The sequence below is a fragment of the Sphingopyxis sp. CCNWLW2 genome, from assembly GCF_037095755.1.
Lineage (GTDB): Bacteria > Pseudomonadota > Alphaproteobacteria > Sphingomonadales > Sphingomonadaceae > Sphingopyxis.
Genome location: NZ_JBAWKJ010000002.1, coordinates 1,178,519 through 1,205,360 on the forward strand (window position 1 = coordinate 1,178,519; position 26,842 = coordinate 1,205,360).

A 26,842-nucleotide genomic window follows, 5' to 3' on the forward strand; every position below is an offset into this window, starting at 1 on the left:
CCCCGCTTTCGCGGGGATCACGAACGTGGGATTAAAGCCGCGCCTCCAGCCGCGCCAGCAATTGCTGCACCGGCGTCACCGCCGGCGCTTCCCAGCCAGCCTCCAGCATCGAGATCCGTTCGAACAATCGCTCGCTCGCCGCAATAATCCGGCGCACCGACACATCGAAGCTCTCGCATATCGCCCAGTCGGCCGCGACCGCCTCGCCGATCCGCGCCGCGCTGTCGTGCGGCCCCGCCCCCGGGTCACCCGCGAACATCGCGCGGCGGTGGAGCAGCCAGGCGATGACGTTCATCAGCCGCGTCGTTGTCTTCAGCGATTCGCACGCAAGCCCGATCTGCGCCGCCGCATCGCCGGCGGCCCGCCCGAGATCGCGCTGCGCCGCAAAGGCGGCGTGCGCCTCGTCGGCGAGCAGCATCGCCTCGACATAGAGATTTTCGACCTGTGCGCGCTGCACCGGCACATCGATTGCCATCATGTTCGTTCGCCCACCGACCATGACGCGGGAGATGCCATGCTCACTATCGGGTCCGCAACGTCGGTAACCATGAAATTACGTGCGCCGGCCGTCCCGTTTTGATTCAGGCGTTCAGGATCGGTCGACATTTGGTTCAGGCCGAGTCGAAAATGGTGATTTTTCCGGACCCGGAGCGCAGCGTACTTCAGTACGTGAGCACCGGAAGTACGGGAAATCGCCATTTGCAGGCCGGCTTGGGCCGAATGTCGGCCGATCCTAGGCGATGATGTCGGGAAGCAGCTGATCCTCGCACCAGGAGATCTCGTCGCGCAGGCGCAGCTTGCGTTTCTTGAGGCGCGCAAGCTGCAGCTGGTCGGGAACCGCCGCAGTGCCGAGCGCAATGATCGCGGCATCGAGGTCGCGATGCTCGATGCGAAGCAGTTCCAGGCGCTGAGTAATTTCCTCGGGGTTCACATCGCTTCCCTGCCACGTTCACCACTGGTCCGCAACGGGGACCGCTTGGCCGAATCGGCACGACATCGGGGCGGTTTCGTGATTTAATTCGCCTTGCCCATCGAGTCGAAAAGGAGAATGCCAATGAGCACGTCGCACCTTTCCACCCTGAAGTCCCGTCACGCGGACCTCGATGCGAAAATTGCGAATGAAGAGCGCCGTCCCGCCCCCGATACCGGAGTCGTCGCGCAGCTCAAGAAGCAGAAGCTGAAACTCAAGGAAGAGATGCTCGCGATCGCCTGACCGCCAGCGCTATCGCCCCGCTGATGCCACCCCGTGAGGGACGCATCAGCGCCGGCGATAGAGGGGCCCTTTCTCAAGGCCCGTGCGCCGAAGATGCGGCGGCAAATCGGACTCTGAAACCACCTGACGACGTACCGCCTGCGGGTCGACCGGACGGTCGAACGCAATACCGAACTTGCCCTCGCCTACCCAGATCACGCGGCCCGCGACCGGGCCGACATTGCGCAGGTTGACCTCGACCGCCGCGCCCTGCGCGACCTTGACGTTCGCCTCGGCCAGCATGCCGCCGGGCGACAGGTTGCGCACGCGCACGGTGACGGGGTCCGGGCTGCCGGGCAGGATCAGCCCGGCCTGCAGGAACAGGCTGTCGCGATCGGCACCGCGCGACAGCGCCGCGACTTCCTCGTCCACCGATCTGGGTCCTAGTGAATCCATTGCGCCCCGTTCCTCTTGTGATTGAGGAGCGGAATCTAGGGCCGGGTCGTTGCGGAAACGTAAATGGGACCGATGTCCCTGGCGACTAATCTTCGCGCGAAATCCGTTCGTTGCGCTCGTGGCGCTCCTGCGCCTCCAGCGTCATCGTCGCGATCGGGCGGGCTTGCAGGCGCGCGAGCGAAATCGGCTCGCCGGTCACCTGGCAATAGCCATATTCGCCTTCGTCGATGCGGCGGATCGCCGAATCGATCTTGGCGATCAGCTTGCGCTGGCGGTCGCGGGTTCGAAGTTCGATCGCCCAGTCGGTCTCGCTCGACGCGCGGTCGGCGAGGTCGGGTTCGCGCAGCGGGCCGTCCTGAAGATGCGCCAGCGTCGATTCGGATTCGGAGAGGATCGATTTCTTCCATGCGCGCAGCAGGCCGCGGAAATAATCCTGCTGCCGCTCGTTCATAAACTCTTCGTCGTCGCCGGGGACATAATCCGAATCGAGATTGGATTTGGCTTCGCGAAGCGCGTCAGCGCCAACGTCGGCAATCTTGGTCGGCATGAGGGGCTCTCGCGTCCTTTCCTGTCACCTTACGGGCTGTTAAACAGCACGGGGAGTGGCGCGCCTATACCCAGCCGCTGGCGACGATACAAGCGCCAAGCTGCCGATAGCGACGGTCCGTGAAGCAGCGATGAACCGGCATGGCGTCGGGGGCGATTCTGCCGACCGATGGCAACCCGCCGGACGCCATCGCACGGCGCGATTTAGGTCCGAAGGTTAACCAATTGCATAGAATTATTGCATAATCCGTTCTGTTTTGGGACAGATGCTGGGATTTTGATTGATTCCGCGTGGCATTTCCCGCTCTCGGACAGGTGAACGCGGTTAACGCAATTGCCGCGTTCATAAAGCTTTGGCCTTTTGCGTTATAGCGAAGGTGACGGGGGTGCTGGTCGATGGCGCTTCGTACCTGCAACGGGAAAGAAAGAAAAACCTATGTCTGTCCGAATGGCCCTTGCCAAGCTTTGCGCCTGCACCTGCGGCGGGGCAATCATCGGTAGCGGCGCGATGCAGATCGCGGACGTCCCGAAGGCGCGCGCGCAGTCGGTCCAGTCCTGCAAGCCCTGCGTCGGCAAGAAGGTCGTGCGCAAACGTCATGCGGCGCGCAAGCCCGTGAAGCGCGTGCGCCGCGTCGTGACGACGAAGCGCATCATCCGCACCGCGACCCCGCAACAGCAAGTCGTGACGCAGACGATCCCGCTGCCCCCCATCCCCTATGCGCCTTTCCCGCGCGGCGGTTTTGAGGGCGGCAGCAGCGGCGGCGGCGTGACGGTGATCGGCGGCGGCTTTGGCGGCGGTTTCGGCGGCGGCTTCTTTGGCGGCTTCTTCGGCGGCAGCAGCGGCGGCGGCAGCAGCGGCAGCATCGTCGTCACCTCGACGACCACCGGCGGCCTCAGCACGACGTCCAGCACCTCGTCGGGTGTTTCGACCTCGACCGGCGGCGTCTCGACGTCCACCGGCGGTGTGTCGACCTCGACTGGTGGTGTCTCGACATCCACCGGCGGCGTGTCGACTTCGACGGGCGGCGTTTCAACTTCAACCTCGACGGGCGGCGTCTCGACCTCGACCGGCAGCGTCAGCACCTCGACCTCGTCGGGCAATGTTTCGACCTCTTCGGGCAACGTCAGCACCTCCTCGTCGAGCAGCAGCTCGTCGTCGAGCTCATCCTCATCGTCTTCCTCCTCGTCGTCGAGCTCGTCCTCGTCGGGCGGCAGCTCTTCGAAGGGCAGCTCGGGTTGGGGCAGTTCGTCGCACGGCAGTTCGTCACACGGCAGCTCGGGCGGCTCCAGCAGCTCGTCGTCGAGCTCGTCTTCGTCGTCCTCGTCGAGCAGCAGCACATCGAGCGGCGCGACCGGCGGCAGCAGCAGCTTCGGTTCGACCGGCAGCACCAGCTCGTCGTCGTCCTCCTCGTCGAGCAGCAGCTCCTCGTCGTCCTCGTCGAGCTCGGGCGGCAGCACCAGCAGCTCCTCGGGCGATCCGACCCCTGTTCCCGCCCCGCCGATGATGCTATTGTTCGGCGCTGCAGCCGCTGCGCTTGTTGTGCGGCGCCGCGCGGCGAACCGCAACGACGACGACGCCAGCGCGGCTTGAGAGATCCACTGGCGGTCGGGGGGCTAACCCAGACCACCGAACTAAGGGCTGCCCTTCGGGGCGGCCCTTTTTTATGTGCGGCGAGAATCAGTTTGCCATATGGAAAACTATTTATATAGTTCGCCATATGGTGAACCAACAAGCCGCGCTCGATTCGCTCTTCCACGCGCTCGCCGACCCGACGCGCCGCGCGGTCGTCAGCCGGCTGCTCAAAGGCGCCGCACCGGTAAAGCAGCTATCCGAACCCTTCGAGATGGGCCTCCCCGCCTTCCTCAAACATCTGTCGGTGCTCGAGGCGTCGGGGCTGATCCACACCGAAAAGCACGGCCGCGTCCGCACCTGCCGCGTCGATGCCGAGCGGCTCGCGGCGGCAGAAGGCTGGCTCTCGCAGCAACGCGCGATCTGGCAGGGCCGCGCCGACCGCCTCGCCGACTTCGTCGAATCGCAAAATCCTCCGGAGCAAAACGCATGAGCAAAAGCGAACTCACCATTTCCCGCCATATCGCCGCCCCGCCGTCGGCGGTGTGGGACGCCTGGAGCGATCCGACGAAACTCGCCCGATGGTGGATCCCGGCGCCCATCGAATGCCGCGTGGTCACGCTCGACCTCCGCCCCGGCGGCGGCTTTGTGACGCAAATGCGCGACGAGGGGGGCGATTTCCAGCCGCATGTCGACGGCTGCTTCCTCGAAGCGACCCCCGAACAGCGCCTCGTCTTTACCACCGTGCTGACCGAAGGCTGGCAGCCCGCCGAACCCTGGCTCGCGATGACGGCGATCCTGACCTTCGAGGCCCGCGACGGCGGCACCCTCTATTCGGCGCGCGTCCTGCACAAGAATACCGAGGATAGTGCGAAGCATGAGGAAATGGGTTTCCGCGAAGGTTGGGGCACGGTGCTCGGCCAGTTGGCGGCGTTACTGGAGCGCTAAGACGGCTTGCGCGGCGCGGGCGGCAACGCCATAGCGCGGCGCATGCACGATATCCGCCTGATCCGGGAAAATCCCGAAGCGTTCGACGCCGGCCTCGCGCGCCGTGGTCTCGAACCCCTGTCCGCCCAGATCGTGGCGGCCGACGCGTCGCTGCGCGCGCTGCAGACCGAGATCCAGGGCTCGCTGGCGCGCCGCAACGAAGCGTCGAAGTTGATCGGCCAGGCGATGGCCAGTGGCGACAAGGACAAGGCCGAGGCGCTGAAGGCCGAGGTCGCCGACCTCAAGACCGCGCTTCCCGCGAAAGAAGACGCCGAGCGCGAACAGCTTGCCGCGTTGCAGGACATTCTCGCCGCGATCCCGAACATCCCGCTCGCCGACGTCCCCGTGGGCGAGGACGAGGAAGGCAATGTCGAGATCGCGCGCTGGGGCACGCCCCGCACGTTCGATTTCACGCCGCAGGAGCATGCCGATTTCGCCCCCGCGCTCGGCCTCGACTTCGAGACCGCGGCGAAGATGTCGGGCGCGCGTTTCGCTTTCCTGAAAGGCCAGATGGCGCGGCTCGAACGCGCGCTCGGCCAGTTCATGCTCGACAAGCAGACCAATGAGGCGGGCTATACCGAGTGCGCGACCCCGCTGATGGTCCGCGATGAGGCCGCATACGGCACGACGCAGCTCCCGAAGTTTCGCGAGGATCTGTTCCAGACGACCGACGGCCGCTGGCTCATCTCGACGTCGGAGATGAGCCTGACCAACGCGGTGCGCGAGGAAATCCTGCCCGAGGCCGAGCTGCCGATCCGCATGACCGCGCTCACCCCCTGCTTCCGTTCCGAAGCCGGATCGGCGGGGCGCGACACGCGCGGCTATATCCGCCAGCACCAGTTCTGGAAGGTTGAGCTCGTCTCGATCGTCCGCCCCGAGGACAGCGACGCCGAGCTTGAACGCAAGACACGCGCGGCCGAAACGATCCTTGAGGCGCTCGAGCTCCCATACCGCAAGATGCTGCTGTGCAGCGGCGACATGGGCTTTGCCGCGCGCAAGACCTATGACCTCGAAGTGTGGCTCCCGGGCCAGAACGCCTATCGCGAGATTTCGAGCTGTTCGAACTGCGGCGACTTCCAGGCGCGGCGCATGAACACGCGCTTCCGCCGCGAGGACGTAAAGGGCAACGAGTTCGTCCACACGCTCAACGGCTCGGGCCTCGCGGTCGGGCGCACCCTCGTCGCGATCCTCGAAAATTACCAGCAGGCCGACGGCAGCGTCGATATTCCGAAGGCGCTGCTTCCCTACATGGGTGGGATCGTCAAGCTCACGCCCGCCGGCTAACCACCCATCGTCACCCCGGACTTGATCCGGGGCCTGCCTTCCTTCGCGAAGAAAAGGCGGGTGCCGGGTCAAGCCGGGCATGACGAAACAGAAACGGAAAGACCAAAAACGTGCGCATCCTCCTCACCAACGACGACGGCTATCACGCCCCCGGCATGGCGGTGCTGGAGGCGATCGCGCGCCAGCTTTCGGACGACATCTGGGTCTGCGCCCCCGCCGAGGAACAGTCGGGCGCCGGCCACTCGCTCACCCTGTCGCGCCCGGTGCGTATCCGCCAGCACGAAGAGCGCCGCTGGTCGTGCAGCGGCACGCCTACCGATTCGGTGATGATGGCGATCGGCAAGCTGATGCCCGAAAAACCCGACCTGATCCTGTCAGGGGTCAACCGCGGCGCCAATCTCGGCGACGACATCACTTACTCGGGCACCGTATCGGCGGCGATCGAGGGCGCATTGGCCGGCATCCCGGCAATCGCGCTCAGCCAGGTTTATGCCAAGGAAGGCATGGGCGACAGCGTGCCGTTCGAGGCGGCCGAAGCCTGGGGCGCGAAAGTGCTGCGCCCGCTCCTCGACATGGAGATGGCGCCGCGCACGCTGATCAACATCAACTTCCCCGCGATCCCCGCCGCCGAGGTGCAGGGCATCCGCGTCACGCGTCAGGGCTTCCATGATTATGGCCGCGGCTCGATCGTCGAGGGCACCGACCCGCGCGGCTATCGCTATTATTGGTTCGGCCTCCACGGGATCGAGCACAGCCTCGGCCACGACAGCGACCTAGAGGCGATCGATGACAATTATATCTCGGTCACCCCGCTCCAGCTCGACCTGACCCACGACGCGTCGCTCGCGGCGCTGCGCGGTGCCTACGGCGGCTGATAGGCTCAACTCCCCCGGCCCTCGGGAAATTCCGTGTCGTAACGAGACAGAAATGTAGCCACCGCCGCTTTGCTTTGGCAAAGGGAGCGCATGGGGGATTTCAGACATCATATCGCGGCCTTTTTGTGCGCCGCATCGCTCGCCGGTTGCATTCCGGCGACACCCGCACCGCCATCGCGGCCCGCTCCGGCGCCGGACTTCGAACGCCGCTCGCTCGGCGAAGCCTTGGACGTCTATGAACGCCCGACCTGGACGCTCAAATCGGTCACAACCAACGCGGTCCGCGTGAACGCGGGCGTCTATTCGGTCCGCCCCAGCGACACGCTCCGCGCGGTCGGTGAGATGACCGGCGCGGGGTCCGAGGCGCTCGCGATCGAGAACGACCTCGCGCCGCCCTATACGCTCCGCTTCGGGCAGGAACTCCGCGTCCCCGCCGGCCTTTATCACCGCGTCGGCGCGGGCGAGACGGGGATCGGCATTGCCGCGGCCTATGGCGTCGATTGGGGCGAGATCATCACGATCAACGCCCTCACCGACCCCTATATATTGCGCGTCGGCCAGCGCCTGCGCCTGCCCTCCGACGCGCGTCCCGTTCCGCGCGGTCCGGTCGATATCGACGCGCGCGCCGCCGCCTTCCGCCTCAACATCGACGACATCCTCACCGGCAGCCAGCCCGCGCTCGCCGAGGCAGCTCGACCGACCGCTGGCAGCGCCGCCCCGCGCCCGCCGGTCACCACCGCGATCGCCGAGCCCGCCTATTTCGCCGGCCGCTTCGAATGGCCGCTCAATGGGCCGATCCTCGCGCGCTTCGGTCCGATCGCGCCGGGCAGGGTCAGCGACGGCATCAACATCGCCGCCGCGGCGGGCACCCCCATCCGCGCGACCGCAGGCGGCGTCGTCGCCTATGCCGGCGACCAGGTCGGCATCTATGGCGGGCTGATCCTGATCAACCATGGCGGCGGCTGGGTCAGCGCCTATGGCCATGCGGGCCGGATCGACGTCAAGCGCGGCCAGAGCGTTCGCATGGGGGACGTCATCGGCCGCGCCGGCGCGACCGGACAGGTCCAGACGTCGCAACTCCATTTCCAGCTGCGCAAAAATCGCATACCAGTCGATCCGATGAAGCAGTTGCCGCCCCGATGAGCCGTCGGCCTTCCGACAAGCTGAAAATGCCGCACATCTTTCGCCCGCTGAAGCGCGCGAGCAACTGGCCGATCTGGGCCGATGTCATCACGCGGCTCGGCGTCGCCTTCCTCCTGATCGCGATCGTCGTGCTCGTCCACTGGGTCGACCGCGCGGGGCTGAAGGACAGCCACGACGGCCACATCAGCTTCCTCGACGTCGTCTATTTCACGATGATCTCGGTCACCACGACGGGCTTTGGCGATATCGCACCGGTGTCCGACCGCTCGCGCCTGATCGAGGCGGTGATCGTCACCCCGATCCGCATCATGGTGCTCTTCATTTTCGTCGGCACCGCCTATAATTTCGTCCTCAAGCGCACATGGGAAAAATGGCGTATGGCCCGCATCCAGGCAAAGCTCACCGATCATTATGTCGTGCTCGGTTACGGCACCAGCGGCGCCGAGGCGGTCCGCGAACTCATCGCGCGCGGCACCGACCCCGCGTGCATCGTCGTGATCGACCAGTCGGGCCCGCGCATCCAGGCGGCCGAGGCGGCGGGTTGCAACGTGCTCCAGGGTGACGCGTCGAACGACGACACGCTGATCGACGTCCAGATCGCGAAGGCGCACACGGTCCTTGTTTCGGCGGGACGCGACGACAGTTCGATCCTCATCGTGCTCACCGTCCGTCATCTCGCCCCGAATGTGCCGATCAGCGTCGTCATCCGCGCGCAGGACAATGAGCTGCTCGCGCGGCAGGCGGGTGCAACGAACGTCATCAACCCCGTCAGCTTCACCGGCCTGCTCCTCGCCGGATCGGCACAGGGCGAGCATGTCGCCGACTATATGGCCGACCTCGCCGCGATCGGCGGCAAGGTTCAGCTGCGCGAACGCCCGGTCCGCGGCGAGGAAATCGGCGGCAGCCTCGACCGGCTCGCGAGCGGCGGGCGCGGCCTGCGCATCTATCGCGGCGGCAAGCCTTATGGCTTCTGGGAAGACGAAGCGAGCAAGCTGCAGGCGGGCGACATGATCGTCGAGGTCGTCAACTGCGAGACGTGCGAAGCCGGTTAACCGCGCCAGTAAAGCCAGCCGGCCCAGAGCCAGCCGATGATCAGCAGCGTTCCGCCGATCGGCGTTACGGCGCCGAGCCACCGCGGCCCGCCGAGCGCCATCGCATAGAGGGTGGCGGCGAACAGCGCCGCGCCGACGAGCAGCATGATCGCCGGCCCGCGCGCGACGCCCATGATCGCGATTGCCGCAACCGCATGGATCAGCTGATACAGCCCGCCGGTACGCAGCCATTCGGCCTCCTGCGGCCCTGATGCGCCATGCGCGCCGAACGCGCCCGCCGCCACCGCCACTGCCGCCGAAATCGCCGCGAATACGCCAATCATGCTTCACCACCCTTGCAATGCCGTGCCGATGCGGCGAGCTATAGGGCGGCAGGAGGGAGAAGGCGATGCCCCGCGACACCCCGCTTCCCGAGGGACTAAAGCCGCCGAGCCGGCTTGCGACGCTCGGCGAGCTCGCGCTGCCGCTCGACATGCTGCGCTACGGCCTGTCGGGCTATCACCTGATCGGCGCACCGCGCGGCGACGGCCGGCCGGTCGCCCTCCTCCCCGGCTATGGCGCGAGCGAACTCTCGATGCGGCCCCTGGAGGCGTATCTCCGCCACCTCGGCTATCATGTCCGCGACTGGGGCATGGGCCGCAACCAGGGCCGCGTCGCCGCCGACGTCGAACGCTTCGCCGCCCAAGCCGCCGAGTGGGTCAAGGCCGACGGCCCCCCGCTCACCCTCATCGGCTGGAGCCTCGGCGGCGTCATCGCCCGCGAAACCGCGCGCGCCTATCCGGAGCTCATTGGCGAAATCATCACCATGGGCACGCCGATCATCGGCGGCCCCAAATATACCGCGCTCGCGCAGCGCTTCGCGGGCCGCGACTTCGACGCGATCGAACGCGAAATCCACGCCCGCAACCTCAAGGGGCTGACCCAGCCGCTCACCGTCATCTACTCCGACCGCGACGGCATCGTCGGCCCCGACATCGCGGTCGACATCTACAATCCGCAGGCGCGGAACATCAAAGTCGACAGCACGCATCTGGGGCTCGGAATCAACCCGCGGGTGTGGCGAATCGTGGCGGACACATTGGCAGGCGTGACAAACCCCGAAAAATAGACTAGGGGCGCCGCCAATCATGACAGTCAAAACCCTCCCCACCCAGCCGAAGGTCGGCATGGTTTCGCTCGGCTGCCCCAAGGCACTCGTCGACAGCGAACGGATTCTGACCAAGCTCCGCGCCGATGGCTACGGCCTGTCGCCCGATTATGCGGGCGCCGACGTCGTGCTCGTCAACACCTGCGGTTTCCTCGACTCGGCGAAGGAAGAAAGCCTCGAGGCGATCGGCGAAGCGATGGCCGAGAATGGCCGCGTCATCGTCACCGGCTGCATGGGCAATGAGGCCGAGGTCATCCGCGCGCGCTTCCCGAACGTGCTCGCAGTCACCGGCGCGCATCAGTATGAGCAGGTCGTCGACGCCGTCCACGACGCCGCGCCGCCGACGCAGGGCCCGTTCGTCGACCTCGTCCCCGAAGGCGGGCTGAAGCTCACGCCGCGGCATTACAGCTATCTGAAGATCAGCGAAGGCTGCAACCACAGCTGCTCCTTCTGCATCATCCCCGATCTGCGCGGCAAACTCGTCAGCCGCCGCATCGACGCGGTGCTGCGCGAAGCCGAAAAGCTCGTCGCCGCGGGGACGAAGGAACTGCTGGTGATCAGCCAGGACACCTCGGCGTACGGCGTCGACATCCGCCACGATCCGCGCCAGTGGCATGGTCGCGAAGTCCGCGCGCACATGACCGACCTCGCGCGCGAACTCGGGCAGCTCAAGACAAGCGAAGGCCGCGCCCCGTGGGTGCGCCTCCACTATGTCTACCCCTATCCGCACGTCGATGCGGTGATCCCGCTGATGGCCGACGGGCTGCTCACGCCTTATCTCGACATCCCCTTCCAGCACGCGGCGCCGAGCGTTCTCAAGCGCATGAAGCGCCCCGCGAACGAAGCGAAAGTGCTCGAACGGCTGAAGAGCTGGCGCGCCATCGCTCCCGACATTTCGATCCGCTCGAGCTTCGTCGTCGGCTTCCCCGGCGAGACCGAGGCCGACTTCCAATATCTCCTCGACTGGCTCGACGAAGCCCAGCTCGACCGCGTCGGCGCCTTCCGCTTCGAACCCGTCGCGGGGGCGCAGGCGAATGCGCTCGACGATCAGGTGCCCGAAGAAGTCAAGGAAGAGCGCTACCAGCGCATCATGGCGAAAACCGCCGCGATCAGCGCCGCCAAGCTCGAAGCCAAGATCGGCCGCACCCTCCCCGTGATCATCGACGAAGTCGGTGAGGCAGACGAAGACGGCAGCATCGGCGCGACCGGCCGCTCACAGGCCGACGCGCCCGAGATCGACGGTCATGTGTATCTGCGTGACGTCGCGGCCACATTGAAGGCCGGCGACATCGTCGACGTCGAGATCGAGGACGCCGACGAGCATGACCTGTTCGGGGCGGTCGCGGGCTAAAGCATAATATTGGAACGGTATTTACCGTTCGATGTTACCTAAAGGGCATCGAACAGGGGCCGTACCATGCACGCCAAGGCATTCGCCGCACTGCTGTTGATCGGATCGCTCACCGCTTGCGATCGCCAGACCGAGGTCGCGCCGCCCCCTCGCGCCTCGGACAAGGCCCCCTCGCCGACACAAAAATCGCTGATCGCCGTTCCGATCAACGCCAATACCGCCTCGCTGAAGCAAGCGCTCGAACGCGCGGTTCCACGGACATTGTGGACGATCAACCAGCGTGGGCGCGCCTGCGTCCAGCCGCAGCGCGTCAAGGTCTTTGGCAAGAAGGTCAAGGTCACCCCGCCCATCGCCTGCACGATCGTCGGACAGGTGACACGCGGGCCGCTGCGGCTGCGCGGGGAAGGCGCCGAGATCGTCGTCGACGTACCGCTCCATGCAAAGATCGCCGCACGCGACGTCGGCGGGGTGCTGAAGGGCGAGACCGCGACGGGCGCGGCGATGGCACACGCGCGCATCCGCATCGAACTCACCCCCGACTGGCGCACGCAGGGCAAGGCGCGCATCACCTATGGCTGGACGCAGGCGCCGGGCATCGATTTCCTCGGGCGCCGGATCACCTTCACCGACGAGGCCGATGCGAAGCTGAAGCCCGTCGTGGCGAGCGTCGAGCGCGAGGTGACCCGCGAGATCGCGAAGATCGACATCCGCAAACAGGCGGCCGACGTGTGGCGGCAGAGTTTCACATCGCTCGAACTCAACCGCGAGAATCCGCCGGTGTGGATGCGCGTGACGCCGCAGCGCATTCTCTATGGCGGCTACCAGGTCGAGGGGCAGCGGATGAACCTCAATCTAGGACTCGAGGCGATCACCGAGACATTTGTCTCGGGGCGGCCCGCCGACTCCGCACCTACCCTGCTGCCGCGGTTGGTCCGCGAAATCCCCAAACCGCATCTCGACGTGCGCGTGCCGGTGATCGCCGACTATGCGCAGCTCCAGCCCGTCGTCGACCGCGCGCTCGCCAAGCGGTCGAAGCGGCCGTTCGTGCTGCCGAAACTCGGCTCGATGATGGTCAAATTCGGCAAGTCGACGATCTACGGCGCGGAGGGTGGCCGGATCGCGGTGGGCGTCGACGTGGAGGCGAAGCTGGAGATGCGATCGGGCGCGCCGACGCGCGGGCGCATCTGGATGACCGCCATCTCGGCCAACAAGCCGGGCTCGGCCGAGGTTCATTTCACCGACCTCGTCATCAACGGCGACACCGACGGGGTCGGCGGCGACCTGCTCATCCTTCTCGGCCGCAGCGAGGGTTTCGCGCCATTGATCGCCGACGCGTTGACGCAGAATTTCACGAACGACCTCGGCAAGCTGCAAGGCAAGATCAAGCGCGCGGTCGACCAGCGGCGCGAAGGCGCTTTCGTTATCCGCACCCGCGTCGACCGCTTCGAAACCGGCGAGATCAAAGCCTATGGCAACGGCCTCTACCTGCCGGTGCGGATGGTCGGCGGGGCCAGCGTCGATTACCGTCCGGTGCGGTGAGCGGTCAGCGGCGGGTAAAATCCATCGTCCAGTTCACTTCCCAGCTTTCACCGCCGTCGGCCGACATCGCCTGCTCCCAGCGCGGGGTCGCGGTGTCGGTGCGGCTCCAGATGAAGCGCAACCGGATCGGCCGTTCGCCGAGCATGTCGTCGGCATAGAAGTGGCCGACGCCGTCCTCGAACCGGCCGATCACCGGAACGTCGAGGGCATGCGGGCTGCGCGCATCGAGCCACCAGATCGCCCATCTGCCTTGCGCCGGGTCATAGGATCGCAGCGCGATCGCGCGGTAGGTTCCGCCGGGGATATGGAGGACATTGTCCTCGACATTGCCGTCGCCGCCCAGAATCGGCCGCATGTCCGAAGTTCCGTCGAACTCTTCCCAATCGTCGCAACCGGCAAGCCGCTCTTTCAGCCGGCGGTGCTTCACCTGCCAGCTGCCAATCTGGAAATCGAAATCAGCGGCCATCGTGCGCGCTCCCCATTGTCACCGAGAGAGTGTTCTTATTACGTTCTCATCCGAACGCAACCCCGCCCAATTCAGAACAGGCGGGTGATCGCATAGAAGACCGCCGCCACCGCCGCGCTTGCCGGGATGGTGATGAACCACGCCGCGACGACATTGCCCGCGACGCCCCATCGCACCGCGCTCGTCCGGCGCGCCACGCCTGCGCCGATGATGCTGCCGGTGATCGTGTGCGTCGTCGACACCGGGATGCCGAGCAGGCTGGCGGTGAACACCATGATCGACCCGCCGGTCGACGCGGCAAAGCCCTGATGATGCGACAGCTTGGTGATGCGGCCGCCCATCGTCTCGATGATCTTCCACCCGCCCGACAGCGTGCCGAGCGCGATCGCGATGTAGCAGCTGAACGCGACCCAGTGCGGCACATGGAATTCGCCGCCGAGATAGCCGGTCGAATAGAGGAGGACGGTGATGATCCCCATTGTCTTTTGCGCGTCGTTCAGCCCGTGGCTGATCGAATAGGCGGCGGACGAAAAGAGGTGGAGGTGCCGGAAGGTCTTTTCGGCGAAACCGGCGGTCGCGCGGCGGAGCGCCCAGCTGCTGACCAGCATCACCAGCATCGCGAGCATCATGCCGAGCAAAGGCGACAGGAAGATCGCGATCACCGTCTTGTTGAGACCGGTCCACTCGATCCCCTCGAACCCGGCATGCGCGACGCCCGCGCCGACGATGCCGCCGACAAGCGCGTGGCTCGACGAGGAGGGAATGCCCTTCAGCCAGGTGACGACGTTCCAGAACATCGCGCCGACGAGCGCGCCGAACACGACCGCGGGGGTCACCAGATCCTTGTCGATAATCCCCTTGCCGATCGTTTCGGCGACCTTGTGCAGCTCGGGAAAGATGACCGACAGAAAATAAGCGGCAAAGTTGAAGAAGGCAGCGAACAGCACCGCCTGCACCGGCCGCAGCAACCTCGTCGCGACGACGGTCGCGATGCTGTTCGCGGCGTCGTGCAGGCCGTTGAGAAAGTCGAACGCCAGCGCGAGGATGACGAGGCCGACGAGGAGCGGGAAAGCGAGTTCGTGCATGGTGGACGTCCCCGCTTATGCGTGGTCGATGACCAGGCCGTCGATTTCGTTCGCGACATCCTCGAAGCTGTCGGTGACGCGCTCGAGATGGCGGAAGAGTTCGCGCGTGATCAGGAAGCGGGTCGGGTTCGATTCGCCATGCTCGCGGAACAGGCGCTTGAGCCCGGCAGCATGGATTTCGTCGGCATGACCTTCCATCCGCACCAGCCGCTCGGTGAGCTCGTGGAGCCGCGGACCGTTGGCGCCGATGTTGCGAAGCAGCGGCAGCGCTTCCGCCGTCAGCCGAGCGGCGTCGACGATGATCCCGGCGATGTCGCGCATCTCGGGCTCGAACTCGGTGACGTCATACAGGTCGACCGCACCCGCGGTCTTCTGCATCTCGTCGATCGCATCGTCCATCGAGGCGATCAGGTCGGTGATCGCGCTGCGGTCGAACGGGGTCAGGAAAGTGCGGCGGACGGTCTGGAGCACTTCGCGGGTGATCGCGTCGGCGTCATGCTCGCGCTCGATGATTTCCTGGACATGGTCGGCCATGCCCTCGCCGCCCTGCAACATGCGCGACAGCGCGTTCGCCCCGGCGACGAGCGTCGCGGCGTGGCTTTCGAACAATTCAAAGAAATTTCCCTGTCGCGGCAGCAAACGCTGAAACCATGCGAACATCCAGCTAACCCCTGTCTTGTCTGCTACATTTTCGACGACCCCGCGCGGCTGGGCGACGGCGCGGAAACCGCCATCACCGAACGAGCGGATGAGCGCCTGCAAATCGGGTTCCTCGACCGCCGAGGCGGCGTCGCGGAACGAAAACCATTTGCGGTCGCGTTCGTCCATTTCCTTCCAGTCGTCGAGCTCGTTCGTCACGGCGAGCGGGAAGACTTCGACATCATATTTGATCGACGCGCCGTTAGCGCGGCGCTTCCGATATTCATAGCTGCCGATCGGCGTCGGACACACCGCGCCGATCACCCCCGCCTCTTCTTCCGCCTCGATCGCGGCGGCGGCGTGACGCGTGATGCCGGTCAGCGGATTGCCCTTCGGCACCACCCAGCGCTTCGTCTCGCGCGACGTGATCAGCAGGATTTCGGTCGGCCCGTCCTGCGCGGGTCCGCCGAATCGATAGGGAAGGACGGCGATCTGACGCATGAGGCTTTCATCCTTTCCGGCGGTTTCGGGCGCGCGAGGCCATGGGTGACAAACAGGTTACGCCCCTATGACAATAATGTGACAGCGACAAGGACGCTTCATCGCCGCGGTACTTTCCGTAAACGTCAATTCGATTGCAAAATGAAACGCGGTGCGTAATCTACCCATCAAACATAGTCGGGAGACAGGATGATGGCAGGCACGGCGACGACGGAACGCCCCGCGGACGCGAAAGCTGCACCGGTCGATCAGGATGTGCTGATCGTCGGCGCGGGGATTTCGGGCATCGGCATGGCCGTGCATTTGCAGATGAATTCTCCCGACCGCAGCTTCGCCCTCGTCGAGCGCCGCGAACAGCTTGGCGGAACCTGGGATCTGTTCCGTTACCCCGGCATCCGTTCGGACAGCGACATGCACACGCTGGGTTTCGTCTTCGAACCGTGGAAGCATGAAAAATCGATCGCCGACGGCCCCTCGATCCTCGACTATCTCAATCGCATCGTCGATGAACGCCATATTCGCGAGCGCATCCGCTTCGACAGCAAGGTCGTCGGCGCAGACTGGGACAGCAATGCCGCGCGCTGGACGGTAACGATGGAGGACAGCAAGGGCGCAAGGTCGACCACGACCGCGCGCTGGCTCTATCTCGGCTCGGGCTATTACGACTATGACGAGCCCTTCGACGCGCAGTTTACGGGCCGCGAGGATTTCCAGGGGCAGATCATCCACCCGCAATTCTGGCCGAAGGACCTCGATTACAAGGGCAAGAAAGTCGTCGTGATCGGATCGGGTGCGACCGCAGTCACCATCGTCCCGTCGCTGAAAGAAGCCGCGCACGTCACGATGCTCCAGCGCACGCCGACCTGGTATTTTATCCGGCCTGCCAAGGACGCGTTCGCCAACTTCCTCCGCAAATTCCTGCCCGAAACGCTCGCGTACAAGATCACGCGCTTCAAGAATGTGCGATTGCAGGACATTGCCTTCCGCCGCGCGCGCGAGAAGCCCGAGAAGGTCAAGGAGTTCCTGACCAAGAAGCTGCAGGAAAGCCTTGGCGACCGCTACGACGCCGAAGCTTTCACGCCGCCCTATAACCCATGGGACCAGCGTCTCTGCCTCGTCCCCGATGCCGACTTCTTCGAGGCGATGAAGGCCGACAAGGCGTCGGTCGTGACCGATCATATCGAGAAATTCGACGCGACCGGCATCCAGCTGAAATCGGGCAAGCACCTCGACGCCGACATCATCGTCACCGCGACGGGTCTGAAGCTCGCGGTCGCCGGCAAGATCCCGGTGCGTGTCGACGGCGCGCCCGTCGATTGGCATGACCATTTCTATTACAAGGCGTGCATGTTCTCGAACGTGCCGAACTTCTCGGCCGTGTTCGGTTATCTCAACGCAAGCTGGACGCTGCGCGCCGACATCGTGTCCGAATATGTCTGCCGCGTGCTCAACCATATGCGCGACACCGGGACCACGGTCGCGACCCCCGCGCTCGCCGACCCGTCGAGCCTCGAAGAGGAAAATGTCTTCGACTTCTCGTCGGGCTATATCCAGCGCTCGCTGCACATCATGCCGAAGAGCACGGTCGCGCTGCCCTGGCGGCTCAGCCAGAATTATGTGCAGGACCGGATCGACATGCGCACCGGCGCGATCGCCGACGGGGTCCTGACCTTCTCCAAAGCGCAAGCGAAGGCGGCGGCGGCTCCGGCGGAACTCGAAGCCGCGGAGTAACCTCTAGTCGACGTGTTCAGGCTTGCCCTTGGCCGAGCCCTTGGCGAAATCCTCGAGCTGCTTTTCAGTCATGCTCTCGGCCATCTCTTTCGATGCGCCTTTGAGCTTCGACTTCGGCGTATCGCCGCGCTTGGCGCTGAGCGCGGCTCCGGCGGCTTTCTGCTGGGCTTTCGATTTGGCTGGCATGGTAATTCTCCTTGCCCGCCCCGCTAGCCATTAACGATCGTACCGCCGTTGGGATGCAGCACTTGGCCCGACATATAGCTGCTGTCGTCGCACGCGAGGAACAGGAAGCAGGGCGCAACCTCATTGGGCTCGCCCGGGCGTTTCATCGGTGTGCTCTCGCCGAAGGTCGCGACTTTCTCAGCGGGCGCGCCGCCGCGCGGGTTCAGCGGGGTCCAGATCGGCCCCGGCGCGACGCCGTTTACACGAATGCCCTTCTCCACCAGATTTTCGCTGAGCGAGCGGGTGAAGGCGGTGATCGCGCCCTTGGTAGCGCTGTAGTCGAGCAGGCCCTTTGAGCCCTGATACATGGTGACGCTGGTGCAATTGATGACCGCCGCGCCTTTTTTGAGGTGCGGCAACGCCGCCTGCACCAGATAGAACATGCCGAAGATATTGGTGGCGAAGGTGCGTTCGATCTGCTCGGCGCTGATATCGCGGATATCCTCGGCGGGATGCTGCTCGCCGGCATTGTTGACGAGGATGTCAAGGCGGCCGAGTTTCTCGACCGTCTGCGCGACGATCTTTTCACCCGCCTTGGGTTTTCCGACATCGGCCTTGATAGCAATCGCGCGGCCTCCTTCGGCCTCGACGATCGCCGCGGTCTCGACCGCGTCGGCCCTGTTCTCGAGATAGACGATCGCGATATCGGCGCCCTCGCGCGCGAACAGCGCGCAGACCGCCCGGCCGATGCCGCTGTCGCCGCCGGTGACGATCGCGACCTTGCCGTCGAGGCGGCCCGAGCCCGGATAGCGCGGCTCCCATTGGGGAGCGCGGTCGAGATCGGTTTCGCGATCCGACGGCGGCCTGGCGATCGTCTTGCCCGACCCGACCGCGCGGCGCAGCTTGGCCGCGGCGCTGCGCTTGCCCTTCTTTTCCCTCGCGCTTTCGCCAACCTTGCCGGGTTTGGGCCGCTTCGCCATGGCCTTGTCCTTCGGTTCAGTTGATGGGGAGGAAGTCGCGCGCATATTCGGCCTTCACGGCTTTGACGAGCACCCCCGTCACCGGCACGTTGATCTTGTAGCTCCCCTCGGCATAGGGGCCGACTTCATAGGGCGCGATCGCGATCGTCATGCGGTCGAGGTAGCGGCCGTCCGAAGAGCCGAGCCACACCGTCTGCGCCGATGCGGGCGGGCATTTGGCGAACGGGCTGTCGGGCGCCTCGTCGGCCGTGATCCCCTTCGCGACCTTCGCGCGCTTGATCCCGGCGCAGAAGGAATCGCGGATCGCGGCGTCGAACGCCTCGCCGCTCTGGAACAGGTCGAGCGGCTTCAGCTGCGTGCGCCGGTTGCGGTCCCAGATCAGCGTGTCGAAGGTCTGCATCCCGTGCGCGCCGCCGGTATAGGTCTCGATCTCGGCCGACAGGCTGAGGAAGCGCGGCGTGCTCGTCACACGTTGCCAGGTCTGTCGATAGCTATGCGCACGATAGGGAAATTCGCCCTTTTCGGCCGCCGCCTTGTCGCGCCGCGCGGCGGCGACCAACGCCTCGCGCTTCGTCGCCCGGTCGCTGTCGAGCGCCTCGGCGAGTTCGGGGATTTGGGCGGCTTCCTTGGGATAAGCGTAGACGAATTCGATCAGATCGTTGCTTTCGGCGACGTTCGACGCTGGCGCATCCTTCGCCGCTTCGTCGGCGGCGCCGCCTGACGGCGCGCCGGGCACCGACGCGGCGGCCACTTTTTCCGCCTTCGTCGGCTTGTCGTCGGAACAGCCCGCCAGCAGCAGCGCGCCGGCAAGAACGGGAGTGGCATTTCGCCAGAGTGTTTCAGTCGTCATGCCGACATAACGCCGGGAATCGACAAAATATCCCGAGCGGCCTAGCACCGCTTGCATGACCGACTATTCCGACCTGGTCCAGCCCGACAAGGGGCAGGACGCGCGCCCGATCCATCTCGTCGACAAGAAGGGCTATGATGAATGGCTGAAGGGCCGCAGCGCCCGCGAACGCGCGCATCTTGCCGCAGTCGGCTTCAAGCCCGACGCCTTCGTCCACGCGATCCTGCCGGGGGACGATCCCGAAAAATGGGCGGTCGTCACCACGGTCGCGAAGGTCGACAGCCTGTCCGCCTGGTGCCTCGCCAAACTCGGGCAAATCCTGCCCGAGGGCCGCTACCGCGTTGAAGGCCAGCAGCCGGGCAAGGCCCTGTTCGGATGGATGAGCGCGCAATATCGCTTCGACACCTATAAATCGAACCCGTCGACTAAAGGCCCGCGCGTGCTACTGACGACCGATGTCGGTGCGATCGCGCCGATGGTTGCGGAAATGCGCGCGACCGCGCTCGTCCGCGACCTCGTCAACACGCCCGCTGCCGATATGGGGCCCGCGGCGATCGAAAAGGCGGCCGAACGCATCGCCAAGGCGCACGGCGGCAAGCTGACCGTCACCAAGGGCGAGGCGCTCGAACAGGGCTATCCGATGATCCATGCGGTCGGGCGTGCTGCGGCGAAGCATCACGCACCGCGCCTGATCGAGATCGAATGGGGCAAGGACGATCATCCGCGCGTCGCGCTCGTCGGCAAGGGAATCAGCTTCGACAGCGGCGGGCTCGACATCAAGCCCGCGGCGGGCATGCGGTTGATGAAGAAGGATATGGGCGGCGCCGCGCACGTTCTCGCGCTCGCCGAGCTGGTGATGGCGAGCGGGCTGCCGGTGCGGCTCCACTGCCTTGTCGCCGCAGCCGAAAACGCGATTTCGGCCGATGCCTTCCGCCCGGGCGATGTGTTGAAGAGCCGCCTCGGCCTGACGGTCGAGATCGGCAACACCGACGCCGAAGGACGGTTGGTGCTCGGCGATGCGCTTGCGAAGGCGGGCGAAGGCAAGCCCGAGCTGATCGTCGATTTCGCGACGCTGACCGGCGCCGCGCGCGTTGCGCTCGGTCCCGACCTGCCGCCGCTCTTTGCCAATGACGACGCGCTTGCCGAAGCGATGCTGGCGGGTGGGATCGACCGCGACGATCCCCTGTGGCGGATGCCGCTGTGGGATGGCTACGCCGACCTGCTCGAAACCGACATCGCCGACCTTGGCAATGCGGGCAGTTCGGCCTTTGCCGGGACGATCACCGCGGCGCTGTTCCTGAAGCGCTTCATCCCCGAGGGCGTCCTATGGGCGCATCTCGACACCTTCGCCTGGCGCCCTTCGGCGAAGCCAGGGCGTCCGAAAGGCGGCGCCGCGCTGGGCCTCCGCGCGGCGTGGGCGATGCTGCAGGCGCGTTACGACCGGCGCGGGAAAGCCTGAACATTCTTGATCAAGAGGGTCCTGCTGGTCTAATGGCGCGCGATTGTCCGCGGCGCGCGGAACCCAGCTTTTTACAGGACGGCAAGTGACATCAGAAAGTGGCGATAATTCAGCGGCAAACCGCGTGCGCATGGGGCGTCCCGGCGCCGCGGGCGCGGGCCGCGATCGCTTTGGCCTGACCGGCACGTCGCAGGGCTTCGACCCGCGCGTCGTCGCGATCCGTCCCGACCTGGCCGATATCGCGGTCGCGGGAACGCATTTCGCGCCGCATTACGCCGCGCCGATGATGCGCAGCGGCGTGCTGCCCGCCGCATCGCTGCGCGCATCGCCGTCGGTCGACGCCGACCAGACGAGCGAGCTGCTGTTCGGCGAAGGCTTTGCCCTGCTCGACCTTACCGGCGGCTGGGCGTGGGGTTATTGCCTTGCCGACCATTATGTCGGCTATCTCGCCGCCGAGGCGCTCGCCGCGCCGATCGCGCCGACGCACCGCGTCGCGATGATCGAGGCGATGCTACACAGCGCGCCCGATGCCGCGAGCGGCGGCCCCGCCGTCCTGCCGCGCGGCGCGCTTGTGATGGGCGAGCCCGAGGGTGAATGGCTCGCAACCTCGCACGGCTATCTGCCGCTCGCTTCGCTTGTCGAAGTCGGCACGGAAGACAACGACCCTGCCGAACTCGCCGAACAGATGATCGGCACACCTTATGTGTGGGGCGGCCGCACCGCGAAGGGCATCGACTGTTCAGGCCTCGTCCAGATCGTATGGACTGCCGCCGGGATCCAGCTGCCGCGCGACAGTGACCTGCAGCTCGCTGCGCTCGGCGCCGACAAGGATGTCGATCCGGCGGCGCTCGCGCGCGGCGACCTCGTCTTCTTCCCCGGCCACGTCGGCATCATGGCGGACAGCCAGACGATCATTCACGCTAGCCGACGATGGATGGCGGTGAACAGCGAACCGCTGGCCGACGTCATCGCGCGATCGGCCGCAAAGGATCATGATCCGCCGGTGAGCGGATATAAAAGACTGCGATAACATTATGACGAAAACGGTTTTCATCGACGGCGCGGCGGGTACGACGGGCCTCGAAATCGCCGAACGCCTTGCGGGGCGGAACGAGTTCACGATGATCGCGCTCGACGATGCGCGCCGCAAGGATGCCGCGGCGCGGCGCGAGGCGCTGAATGATGCGGATTTCGTGATCCTCTGCCTTCCCGACGATGCGGCGCGCGAGGCGGTCGCGATGATCGGCAATGATCGCACCCGCGTCATCGACGCATCGACCGCGCATCGTGTCGCGCCGGGCTGGGTCTATGGCTTCCCCGAAGTCAGCGGACACGACGCCGTGGCCGAAGCCGCGCGCGTGTCGAACCCGGGCTGCTATTCGACGGGCTTTATCGCGCTGGTCGCACCGCTCGTGCAGGCGGGCCTGCTTCCCGCCGACTGGCCCTATGTCTGTCATGCGGTCAGCGGCTATTCGGGCGGCGGCAAGGCGCTGATCGAACGCTTCGAGGAAGATTCCGACATCGCCTGGCGCGGCTATGCGCTGGCGCTCGGTCATAAGCATGTGCCTGAAATGCAGGCACGGTGCGGGCTTGCAATCGGTCCACTCTTTTCGCCCGCCGTGATCGCCGCGCATCGCGGGATGGTGGTCGAGGTCCCGTTGCCGCTGATTGCCATGCCGGCCGCCGCGTCGCCCGACGCGCTGCGCGCGGCGCTCGCCGATTTCTATGGCGCGAGCCCGATCGTCGTCATGGGCGAGGCGCCGGCGGACGGCGAAATGCTCCTTCGCGCGTCGGATGCGGGCGATGACCGGATCGAATTGTCCGTCTTCGCCAATGCCGATGCCAGCCAGGCGCGCCTCGTCGCGCGGCTCGACAATCTGGGCAAGGGCGCGAGCGGCGCGTGCGTCCAGAATCTCAACATCATGGCTGGATTGCCCGAAACCGCGGGCCTTCGAATCTAGCCGCTCAATGCACCGTGTCGAGGATGTCCTCGATCGACAAATAGGTGATGAGCCGCTCGATCTGGCGCCAGCGCGCGAAATGGACGTGGTTGCCTAGCACGCGATACTGTTCGGCTCGCGCCGCCGCGGCGAAGCCTGCTTCTTCGCCATGCATGCTGATCAGCGCATGGGCATCCTCGACCGCATCGTGGTCGGTGAGAAAGGGTGCTGGCAGGTGCATCGAATTCCTGGTCCGTTTAGGGTGAGCGCCGTCCTACGCCCCGCCCCTCACCGCGGCGTTCCTAACCGTGATGAACGATTGGGTAAGGTTAATCGCCGGCCCTCACCGGTTAACCCTTCGCATGCCGATGCAACCCCTTTGACGCCGCGCTTTGCCCGTGTAGACAGGCGCCATGCGCAAGACCCTGAAATATGCCGCCCTCGCCCTGTTGCTGCTGTTGATCGTCGGCGGCATCACATTATACGTCATGTCGCGCCCCGATGTCGCGCGCTTCTCGACCGCCGAGCTGAGCGGGCGGGTGCCGGTGATGGCGTCGCAAAAAACCGAGACATTCCCGACGGTGAATGTGCCCGAGGCGACGAGCTGGCCCGCAGGTCAGGCGCCGCGCGCCGCGCAGGGGCTTAGCGTCGCACGCTTCGCCGAAGGGCTCGATCATCCGCGCACCATATTGGTGCTACCCAACGGCGACGTCCTCGTCGCGGAATCGCAGAGCCCGCCGCGCAAGGATGGCGGCGTGCAAGGCGCGGTGATGAAAAATCTGATGGGCAAGGGCGGCACCGGCCGCAAGCCGTCGGCGAACCGCATCACCCTGCTCCGTGATGCCGATGGCGACGGCAAGGCCGAGGTCAAGACGGCCTATATCACGGGCCTCAACTCACCCTATGGCATGGCGCTCGTCGGCAGCACGCTATACGTCGCGAACACTGATGCGCTGCTCGCCTTCCCCTATGTGGCGGGCGAGACGAAGATGAGCGGCAAGCCGGCCAAGCTCGTCGACCTGCCTGCAAAGGGCACCAACCGCCACTGGACCAAGAGCCTCGCCGTAGCACCCAACGGCTGGCTCTACATCGGCGTCGGCGCCGACAGCAATATCGGCGAAGCGGGCATGAACCGCGAGTTCCGCCGCGCCAGCGTGCTCGAGGTGCGGCCCGAGAACAAATATATGCGCACCTTCGCCGCGGGCATCCGCAACCCCGTCGGGCTCAATTTCTATCCCGGCAGCGACCGGCTGTGGACGGTGGTCAACGAGCGAGACATGCTCGGCAGCGATCTGGTTCCCGATTATCTGACCGACGTGACCGAAGGCGATTTCTATGGCTGGCCCTGGTATTATTGGGGCGGCTACATCGACCCGCGCGTCGAGCCCGAAGCCGAGGATCGCCGGCAATATGTCAAGCGACCCGAATATGGGCTGGGGGCGCATACCGCACCGCTTGGCTTCACCTTCACCCAGGGCCTCGACCTTGGCGATCGCTGGGCGAATGGCGCGCTGATCGCGCTGCACGGGTCTTGGAACCGCGAGCCGGTGGCTGGGTACAGCGTCGTGTTCGTCAAGTTCGGCGCCAATGGCAAGCCGGTCGACGCGCTGCCTGTCACGCTGCTCGACCAGTTCCTCGGCAAGGACGGCAAGACCACCCGCGGCCGGCCGGCCGACGTGAAGGTCGCCAAGGACGGCAGCGCGCTCGTCGCCGACGACACCGGCGGGGTGATCTGGCGGGTCGCGAAGGCCGGATAAGAAAAGGCCCCGCAAGCGCGGGGCCTTTTTCGTTTCGGGTTTATCGGGCCACTACACCCGCATCGGCATCAGTACGTAGAGCGCCGGGCTCTTCTCGCTTTCGCGGATCAGCGTCGGCGCATTCGCATCGGCTAGGTGGAGTTCGACGGTGTCGCCGTCGACCTGGCCGAGGATGTCGCTGAGATAACGGGCGTTGAAACCGATCTCCATCGCGTCGCTGTCATAGGCGGCCGCGACCTCTTCGGCGGCGGTGCCGTTTTCGGGGCTGGTCACGCTGAGCGTGATGCGGTCCTTGTCGAGGCCGACCTTGACCGCGCGGGTCTTTTCGCTGGCGATCGTCGAGACGCGGTCGACGCCCTGATACAGGCTCTTCGGATCGACCTTGAGCAGCTTGTCGTTCGCGGTCGGAATGACGCGGCTGTAGTCGGGGAAGGTGCCGTCGATCAGCTTCGAGGTCAGGATCGCGTTGCCGAGCTGGAAGCGGACCTTCGACGCCGACAGGCTGATTTCGACATTGCCTTCGGCTTCGTCGAGCAGCTTGCGGATTTCGGTGACGCATTTGCGCGGCACGATGACGTCGGGCATCGACGAGGCGCCATCGGGGCGCGTGACGGTGTAGCGCGCGAGGCGGTGGCCGTCGGTCGCCGCGGCCTTCAGCACCGGACCCGACGCATCCTCGGCGACGTGCAGGAAGATGCCGTTGAGATAGTAGCGCGTTTCCTCGGTCGAGATCGCAAAGCGCGTCTTGTCGATGATCTGGATCAGCTCGGCGACGGGCAGCTCGAAATTGGTCGGCAGGTCGCCCTCGGCGATCACCGGGAAATCGTCGCGCGGCAGCGTCGGCAGGTTGAAGTTCGACCGGCCGGCCTTGACCTGCATCTTACCCTCGGCGGCGGCGAGGCTGACCTCGGCGCCCTCGGGCAGCTTGCGGGCGATTTCGAAAAGCGTGTGCGCCGACACGGTGGTCGTGCCCGGCGTCTCGACCTTGGCCGCGATCGTTTCGACGACCTGCAGGTCGAGGTCGGTCGCCATCAATTTCAGCTGGCCCGACGCGTCGGCTTCGATCAGCACGTTCGAGAGGATCGGGATGGTATTGCGCCGTTCGACCACCGACTGGACGTGGCCGAGGCTTTTCAACAACACTGCGCGTTCGATCGTCGCTTTCATTCTAAATCCGCCATCCCTGTGTTTCGCGGGAAAAGTCCCTTGGGGACAGACCATCGGAGGCGATTCGCACCCCGATTCCGGCCCCTGAAAATGTCCACCTTCCTTAACGTACGCATCGCGGCGTGCAAGCCATGCTTGCAAAGCATCCCCAATCGCGCAAACGAGGGCCGATGCGGCGCTGGGCCTCCCTTTTTCTGATAGCGGCGGCGATGCCCGCGGTGGCGCTGGCCGCCAGCCCCACGGCGCTCGGGATTTTCGATGGCTGGGGTGCGTTCCGCGATCCCGCGACGCCGCGCTGCTACGCCCTCGCCGCGCCGTCGGCGACGATCGGGACGCCGAAGGTCAAAGCCTATGCGAGCGTCGGTTACTGGCCGAAGTCGCGCATCCGCGGGCAATTTTACGTCCGCCTGTCGAAAGAGCGCGCACCCGACCGCGAACTGCGCCTGACAATCGGCAGCCGCCGTTTCATCCTGACGGGCAACGGTGCGCACGGCTGGGCGAGCGATACGCGGATGGACGCGGCGATCGTCGCCGCGATGCGATCGGCGCCAAGCATGAGCATCGAGAGCGGCACCGCGACGGGCGGCACGATCGCCGACACCTACCGGCTGCGCGGCGCCGCGACCGCGATCGACGCGGCGGCGCTGGGGTGCGCGAAGCTGCGTTGAGGCGGTTTGGCGAAGTGGCGGAATTCTGCGCAACTTCACTCGCGATTCGCATTTCGGTTTCCCTTTCGTCACCGCGGACCCTTCGACTTCGCTCAGGACAGGCTTGACCCGGGATCCATGTGACGCATCGAGAGAAGCTGGACCCCGGGTCAAGTCCGGAGTGACGAAGAAAGAGTGAAAGGCGTTTTCGCGAAGTGGCGGAAAACTGCGTAACTTCACTCGCAAATCGCTTTTCATCGCGCGCGTTGAAGGGCGCGGAAGGGTGGCTGTAGCGGTCAGGAGGAAAGCTGCG

General features: G+C 65.6%; 30 protein-coding genes. 16 read left to right on the forward strand and 14 right to left on the reverse strand.

Translation table 11 applies throughout. The features are described from left to right. Positions 1 to 31: 31 nt before the first annotated feature. Both V8J55_RS16750 and V8J55_RS16755 read right to left on the reverse strand, forming a co-directional pair. Positions 32 to 478 (reverse strand): DUF1465 family protein, encoded by a 447-nt coding sequence (locus V8J55_RS16750; protein ID WP_336446722.1) that lies wholly within the window; start codon positions 476 to 478, stop codon positions 32 to 34. A 255-nt stretch (positions 479 to 733) separates the two neighbouring features. Next, on the reverse strand, positions 734 to 931 hold the full coding sequence (locus tag V8J55_RS16755; protein ID WP_058536547.1) for a YdcH family protein: 198 nt from the start codon (positions 929 to 931) through the stop codon (positions 734 to 736). A 123-nt stretch (positions 932 to 1,054) separates the two neighbouring features. On the opposite strand from V8J55_RS16755, the gene V8J55_RS16760 reads away from it, so the two are divergent. Continuing rightward, the gene (locus V8J55_RS16760) at positions 1,055 to 1,213 is read left to right on the forward strand and encodes a DUF465 domain-containing protein (protein ID WP_082521410.1); all 159 of its coding nucleotides are present in this window, start codon (positions 1,055 to 1,057) and stop codon (positions 1,211 to 1,213) included. Between the two features lie 45 nt (positions 1,214 to 1,258). On the opposite strand, the gene V8J55_RS16765 is transcribed toward V8J55_RS16760, so the two are convergent. The 3 genes from V8J55_RS16765 to V8J55_RS16775 all read right to left on the reverse strand — a co-directional run bounded on the left by V8J55_RS16765 (position 1,259) and on the right by V8J55_RS16775 (position 3,760). After that, complete coding sequence (locus V8J55_RS16765; protein WP_336446723.1) at positions 1,259 to 1,624, reverse strand: PilZ domain-containing protein; 366 nt, start codon at positions 1,622 to 1,624, stop codon at positions 1,259 to 1,261. Positions 1,625 to 1,733: 109 nt separating this feature from the next. Then, positions 1,734 to 2,195 carry an RNA polymerase-binding protein DksA gene (gene dksA / locus V8J55_RS16770; RefSeq protein ID WP_037511269.1) on the reverse strand — a complete coding sequence of 154 codons (462 nt, stop codon included), beginning with the start codon at positions 2,193 to 2,195 and terminating at the stop codon, positions 1,734 to 1,736. Between the two features lie 713 nt (positions 2,196 to 2,908). Further along, positions 2,909 to 3,760, reverse strand: a complete 852-nt coding sequence (locus V8J55_RS16775) for a hypothetical protein (RefSeq protein WP_336446724.1) — start codon at positions 3,758 to 3,760, stop codon at positions 2,909 to 2,911. A gap of 152 nt (positions 3,761 to 3,912) precedes the next feature. Between V8J55_RS16775 and V8J55_RS16780 the strand changes: the two genes are divergently transcribed. The 6 genes from V8J55_RS16780 (at position 3,913) to V8J55_RS16805 (ending at position 9,105) form a co-directional block, all read left to right on the forward strand. Then, positions 3,913 to 4,257 carry an ArsR/SmtB family transcription factor gene (locus V8J55_RS16780; RefSeq protein WP_336446725.1) on the forward strand — a complete coding sequence of 115 codons (345 nt, stop codon included), beginning with the start codon at positions 3,913 to 3,915 and terminating at the stop codon, positions 4,255 to 4,257. Then, positions 4,254 to 4,712: an SRPBCC family protein gene (locus tag V8J55_RS16785; protein WP_336446726.1), complete on the forward strand. Its 459-nt coding sequence runs from the start codon at positions 4,254 to 4,256 to the stop codon at positions 4,710 to 4,712. Before V8J55_RS16780 ends, V8J55_RS16785 begins: the two co-directional genes overlap by 4 nt. A 42-nt stretch (positions 4,713 to 4,754) precedes the next feature. Beyond that, positions 4,755 to 6,035, forward strand: a complete 1,281-nt coding sequence (gene serS / locus V8J55_RS16790) for a serine--tRNA ligase (protein ID WP_336446727.1) — start codon at positions 4,755 to 4,757, stop codon at positions 6,033 to 6,035. A gap of 110 nt (positions 6,036 to 6,145) precedes the next feature. Continuing rightward, positions 6,146 to 6,910, forward strand: a complete 765-nt coding sequence (gene surE, locus V8J55_RS16795) for a 5'/3'-nucleotidase SurE (RefSeq protein WP_336446728.1) — start codon at positions 6,146 to 6,148, stop codon at positions 6,908 to 6,910. A 90-nt stretch (positions 6,911 to 7,000) separates the two neighbouring features. After that, entirely contained in the window at positions 7,001 to 8,053 is a 1,053-nt protein-coding gene (locus V8J55_RS16800; RefSeq protein WP_336446729.1) for a M23 family metallopeptidase, read from the forward strand. Further along, positions 8,050 to 9,105 carry a potassium channel family protein gene (locus tag V8J55_RS16805; RefSeq protein WP_336446730.1) on the forward strand — a complete coding sequence of 352 codons (1,056 nt, stop codon included), beginning with the start codon at positions 8,050 to 8,052 and terminating at the stop codon, positions 9,103 to 9,105. The genes V8J55_RS16800 and V8J55_RS16805 overlap by 4 nt, the downstream gene beginning before the upstream one ends. Here V8J55_RS16805 and V8J55_RS16810 read toward each other — a convergent pair. Further along, positions 9,102 to 9,428 (reverse strand): DUF423 domain-containing protein, encoded by a 327-nt coding sequence (locus V8J55_RS16810; RefSeq protein ID WP_336446731.1) that lies wholly within the window; start codon positions 9,426 to 9,428, stop codon positions 9,102 to 9,104. The genes V8J55_RS16805 and V8J55_RS16810 overlap by 4 nt on opposite strands. 65 nt (positions 9,429 to 9,493) lie before the next feature. On the opposite strand from V8J55_RS16810, the gene V8J55_RS16815 reads away from it, so the two are divergent. The 3 genes from V8J55_RS16815 (at position 9,494) to V8J55_RS16825 (ending at position 13,142) form a co-directional block, all read left to right on the forward strand. After that, a complete protein-coding gene (locus V8J55_RS16815) occupies positions 9,494 to 10,213 on the forward strand; it encodes an esterase/lipase family protein (RefSeq protein ID WP_336446732.1) in 720 nt (239 codons plus the stop codon). 19 nt (positions 10,214 to 10,232) lie between these two features. Continuing rightward, on the forward strand, positions 10,233 to 11,603 hold the full coding sequence (gene rimO / locus V8J55_RS16820) for a 30S ribosomal protein S12 methylthiotransferase RimO (RefSeq protein ID WP_336446733.1): 1,371 nt from the start codon (positions 10,233 to 10,235) through the stop codon (positions 11,601 to 11,603). A 66-nt stretch (positions 11,604 to 11,669) separates the two neighbouring features. Next, positions 11,670 to 13,142, forward strand: coding sequence for a DUF4403 family protein (locus tag V8J55_RS16825; RefSeq protein WP_336446734.1), 1,473 nt, complete (start codon positions 11,670 to 11,672; stop codon positions 13,140 to 13,142). A 4-nt stretch (positions 13,143 to 13,146) separates the two neighbouring features. On the opposite strand, the gene V8J55_RS16830 is transcribed toward V8J55_RS16825, so the two are convergent. The 3 genes from V8J55_RS16830 to V8J55_RS16840 form a co-directional block, all read right to left on the reverse strand. Continuing rightward, a complete protein-coding gene (locus tag V8J55_RS16830) occupies positions 13,147 to 13,608 on the reverse strand; it encodes a DUF1579 domain-containing protein (RefSeq protein WP_336446735.1) in 462 nt (153 codons plus the stop codon). A gap of 71 nt (positions 13,609 to 13,679) precedes the next feature. Next, complete coding sequence (locus V8J55_RS16835; protein ID WP_336446736.1) at positions 13,680 to 14,693, reverse strand: inorganic phosphate transporter; 1,014 nt, start codon at positions 14,691 to 14,693, stop codon at positions 13,680 to 13,682. Positions 14,694 to 14,708: 15 nt separating this feature from the next. Continuing rightward, positions 14,709 to 15,833 (reverse strand): DUF47 family protein, encoded by a 1,125-nt coding sequence (locus V8J55_RS16840; protein WP_336446737.1) that lies wholly within the window; start codon positions 15,831 to 15,833, stop codon positions 14,709 to 14,711. Positions 15,834 to 16,025: 192 nt separating this feature from the next. On the opposite strand from V8J55_RS16840, the gene V8J55_RS16845 reads away from it, so the two are divergent. After that, on the forward strand, positions 16,026 to 17,564 hold the full coding sequence (locus V8J55_RS16845; RefSeq protein WP_336446738.1) for a flavin-containing monooxygenase: 1,539 nt from the start codon (positions 16,026 to 16,028) through the stop codon (positions 17,562 to 17,564). A 3-nt stretch (positions 17,565 to 17,567) separates the two neighbouring features. Here V8J55_RS16845 and V8J55_RS16850 read toward each other — a convergent pair whose 3' ends face one another. Genes V8J55_RS16850 through V8J55_RS16860 form a run of 3 tightly spaced genes read right to left on the reverse strand, consistent with a single transcriptional unit; the run spans position 17,568 to position 19,559 of the window. Continuing rightward, positions 17,568 to 17,750 carry a DUF3008 family protein gene (locus tag V8J55_RS16850; protein ID WP_336446739.1) on the reverse strand — a complete coding sequence of 61 codons (183 nt, stop codon included), beginning with the start codon at positions 17,748 to 17,750 and terminating at the stop codon, positions 17,568 to 17,570. Between the two features lie 23 nt (positions 17,751 to 17,773). Further along, positions 17,774 to 18,709, reverse strand: coding sequence for an SDR family oxidoreductase (locus tag V8J55_RS16855; RefSeq protein WP_336446740.1), 936 nt, complete (start codon positions 18,707 to 18,709; stop codon positions 17,774 to 17,776). Positions 18,710 to 18,725: 16 nt separating this feature from the next. Then, positions 18,726 to 19,559, reverse strand: coding sequence for a DUF3298 and DUF4163 domain-containing protein (locus V8J55_RS16860; RefSeq protein WP_336446741.1), 834 nt, complete (start codon positions 19,557 to 19,559; stop codon positions 18,726 to 18,728). A 55-nt stretch (positions 19,560 to 19,614) separates the two neighbouring features. Here V8J55_RS16860 and V8J55_RS16865 point away from each other — a divergent pair, with 55 nt between their 5' ends. From V8J55_RS16865 to argC, 3 genes are all read left to right on the forward strand, one after another. Continuing rightward, entirely contained in the window at positions 19,615 to 21,018 is a 1,404-nt protein-coding gene (locus tag V8J55_RS16865) for a leucyl aminopeptidase family protein (protein WP_336446742.1), read from the forward strand. A gap of 85 nt (positions 21,019 to 21,103) precedes the next feature. Then, complete coding sequence (locus V8J55_RS16870; protein WP_336446743.1) at positions 21,104 to 22,048, forward strand: C40 family peptidase; 945 nt, start codon at positions 21,104 to 21,106, stop codon at positions 22,046 to 22,048. A 4-nt stretch (positions 22,049 to 22,052) separates the two neighbouring features. Next, on the forward strand, positions 22,053 to 22,979 hold the full coding sequence (argC, locus tag V8J55_RS16875; RefSeq protein WP_336446744.1) for an N-acetyl-gamma-glutamyl-phosphate reductase: 927 nt from the start codon (positions 22,053 to 22,055) through the stop codon (positions 22,977 to 22,979). Between the two features lie 4 nt (positions 22,980 to 22,983). Here the strand turns inward: argC and V8J55_RS16880 are convergent, their stop codons facing one another. After that, a complete protein-coding gene (locus V8J55_RS16880) occupies positions 22,984 to 23,199 on the reverse strand; it encodes a hypothetical protein (protein WP_336446745.1) in 216 nt (71 codons plus the stop codon). 172 nt (positions 23,200 to 23,371) lie between these two features. On the opposite strand from V8J55_RS16880, the gene V8J55_RS16885 reads away from it, so the two are divergent. Further along, entirely contained in the window at positions 23,372 to 24,715 is a 1,344-nt protein-coding gene (locus V8J55_RS16885; RefSeq protein ID WP_336446746.1) for a PQQ-dependent sugar dehydrogenase, read from the forward strand. 51 nt (positions 24,716 to 24,766) lie between these two features. Here the strand turns inward: V8J55_RS16885 and dnaN are convergent, their stop codons facing one another. Then, positions 24,767 to 25,882, reverse strand: coding sequence for a DNA polymerase III subunit beta (dnaN, locus tag V8J55_RS16890; RefSeq protein ID WP_336446747.1), 1,116 nt, complete (start codon positions 25,880 to 25,882; stop codon positions 24,767 to 24,769). A 170-nt stretch (positions 25,883 to 26,052) separates the two neighbouring features. Here dnaN and V8J55_RS16895 point away from each other — a divergent pair, with 170 nt between their 5' ends. After that, a complete protein-coding gene (locus V8J55_RS16895) occupies positions 26,053 to 26,550 on the forward strand; it encodes a hypothetical protein (RefSeq protein WP_336446748.1) in 498 nt (165 codons plus the stop codon). Positions 26,551 to 26,842: the final 292 nt, after the last annotated feature.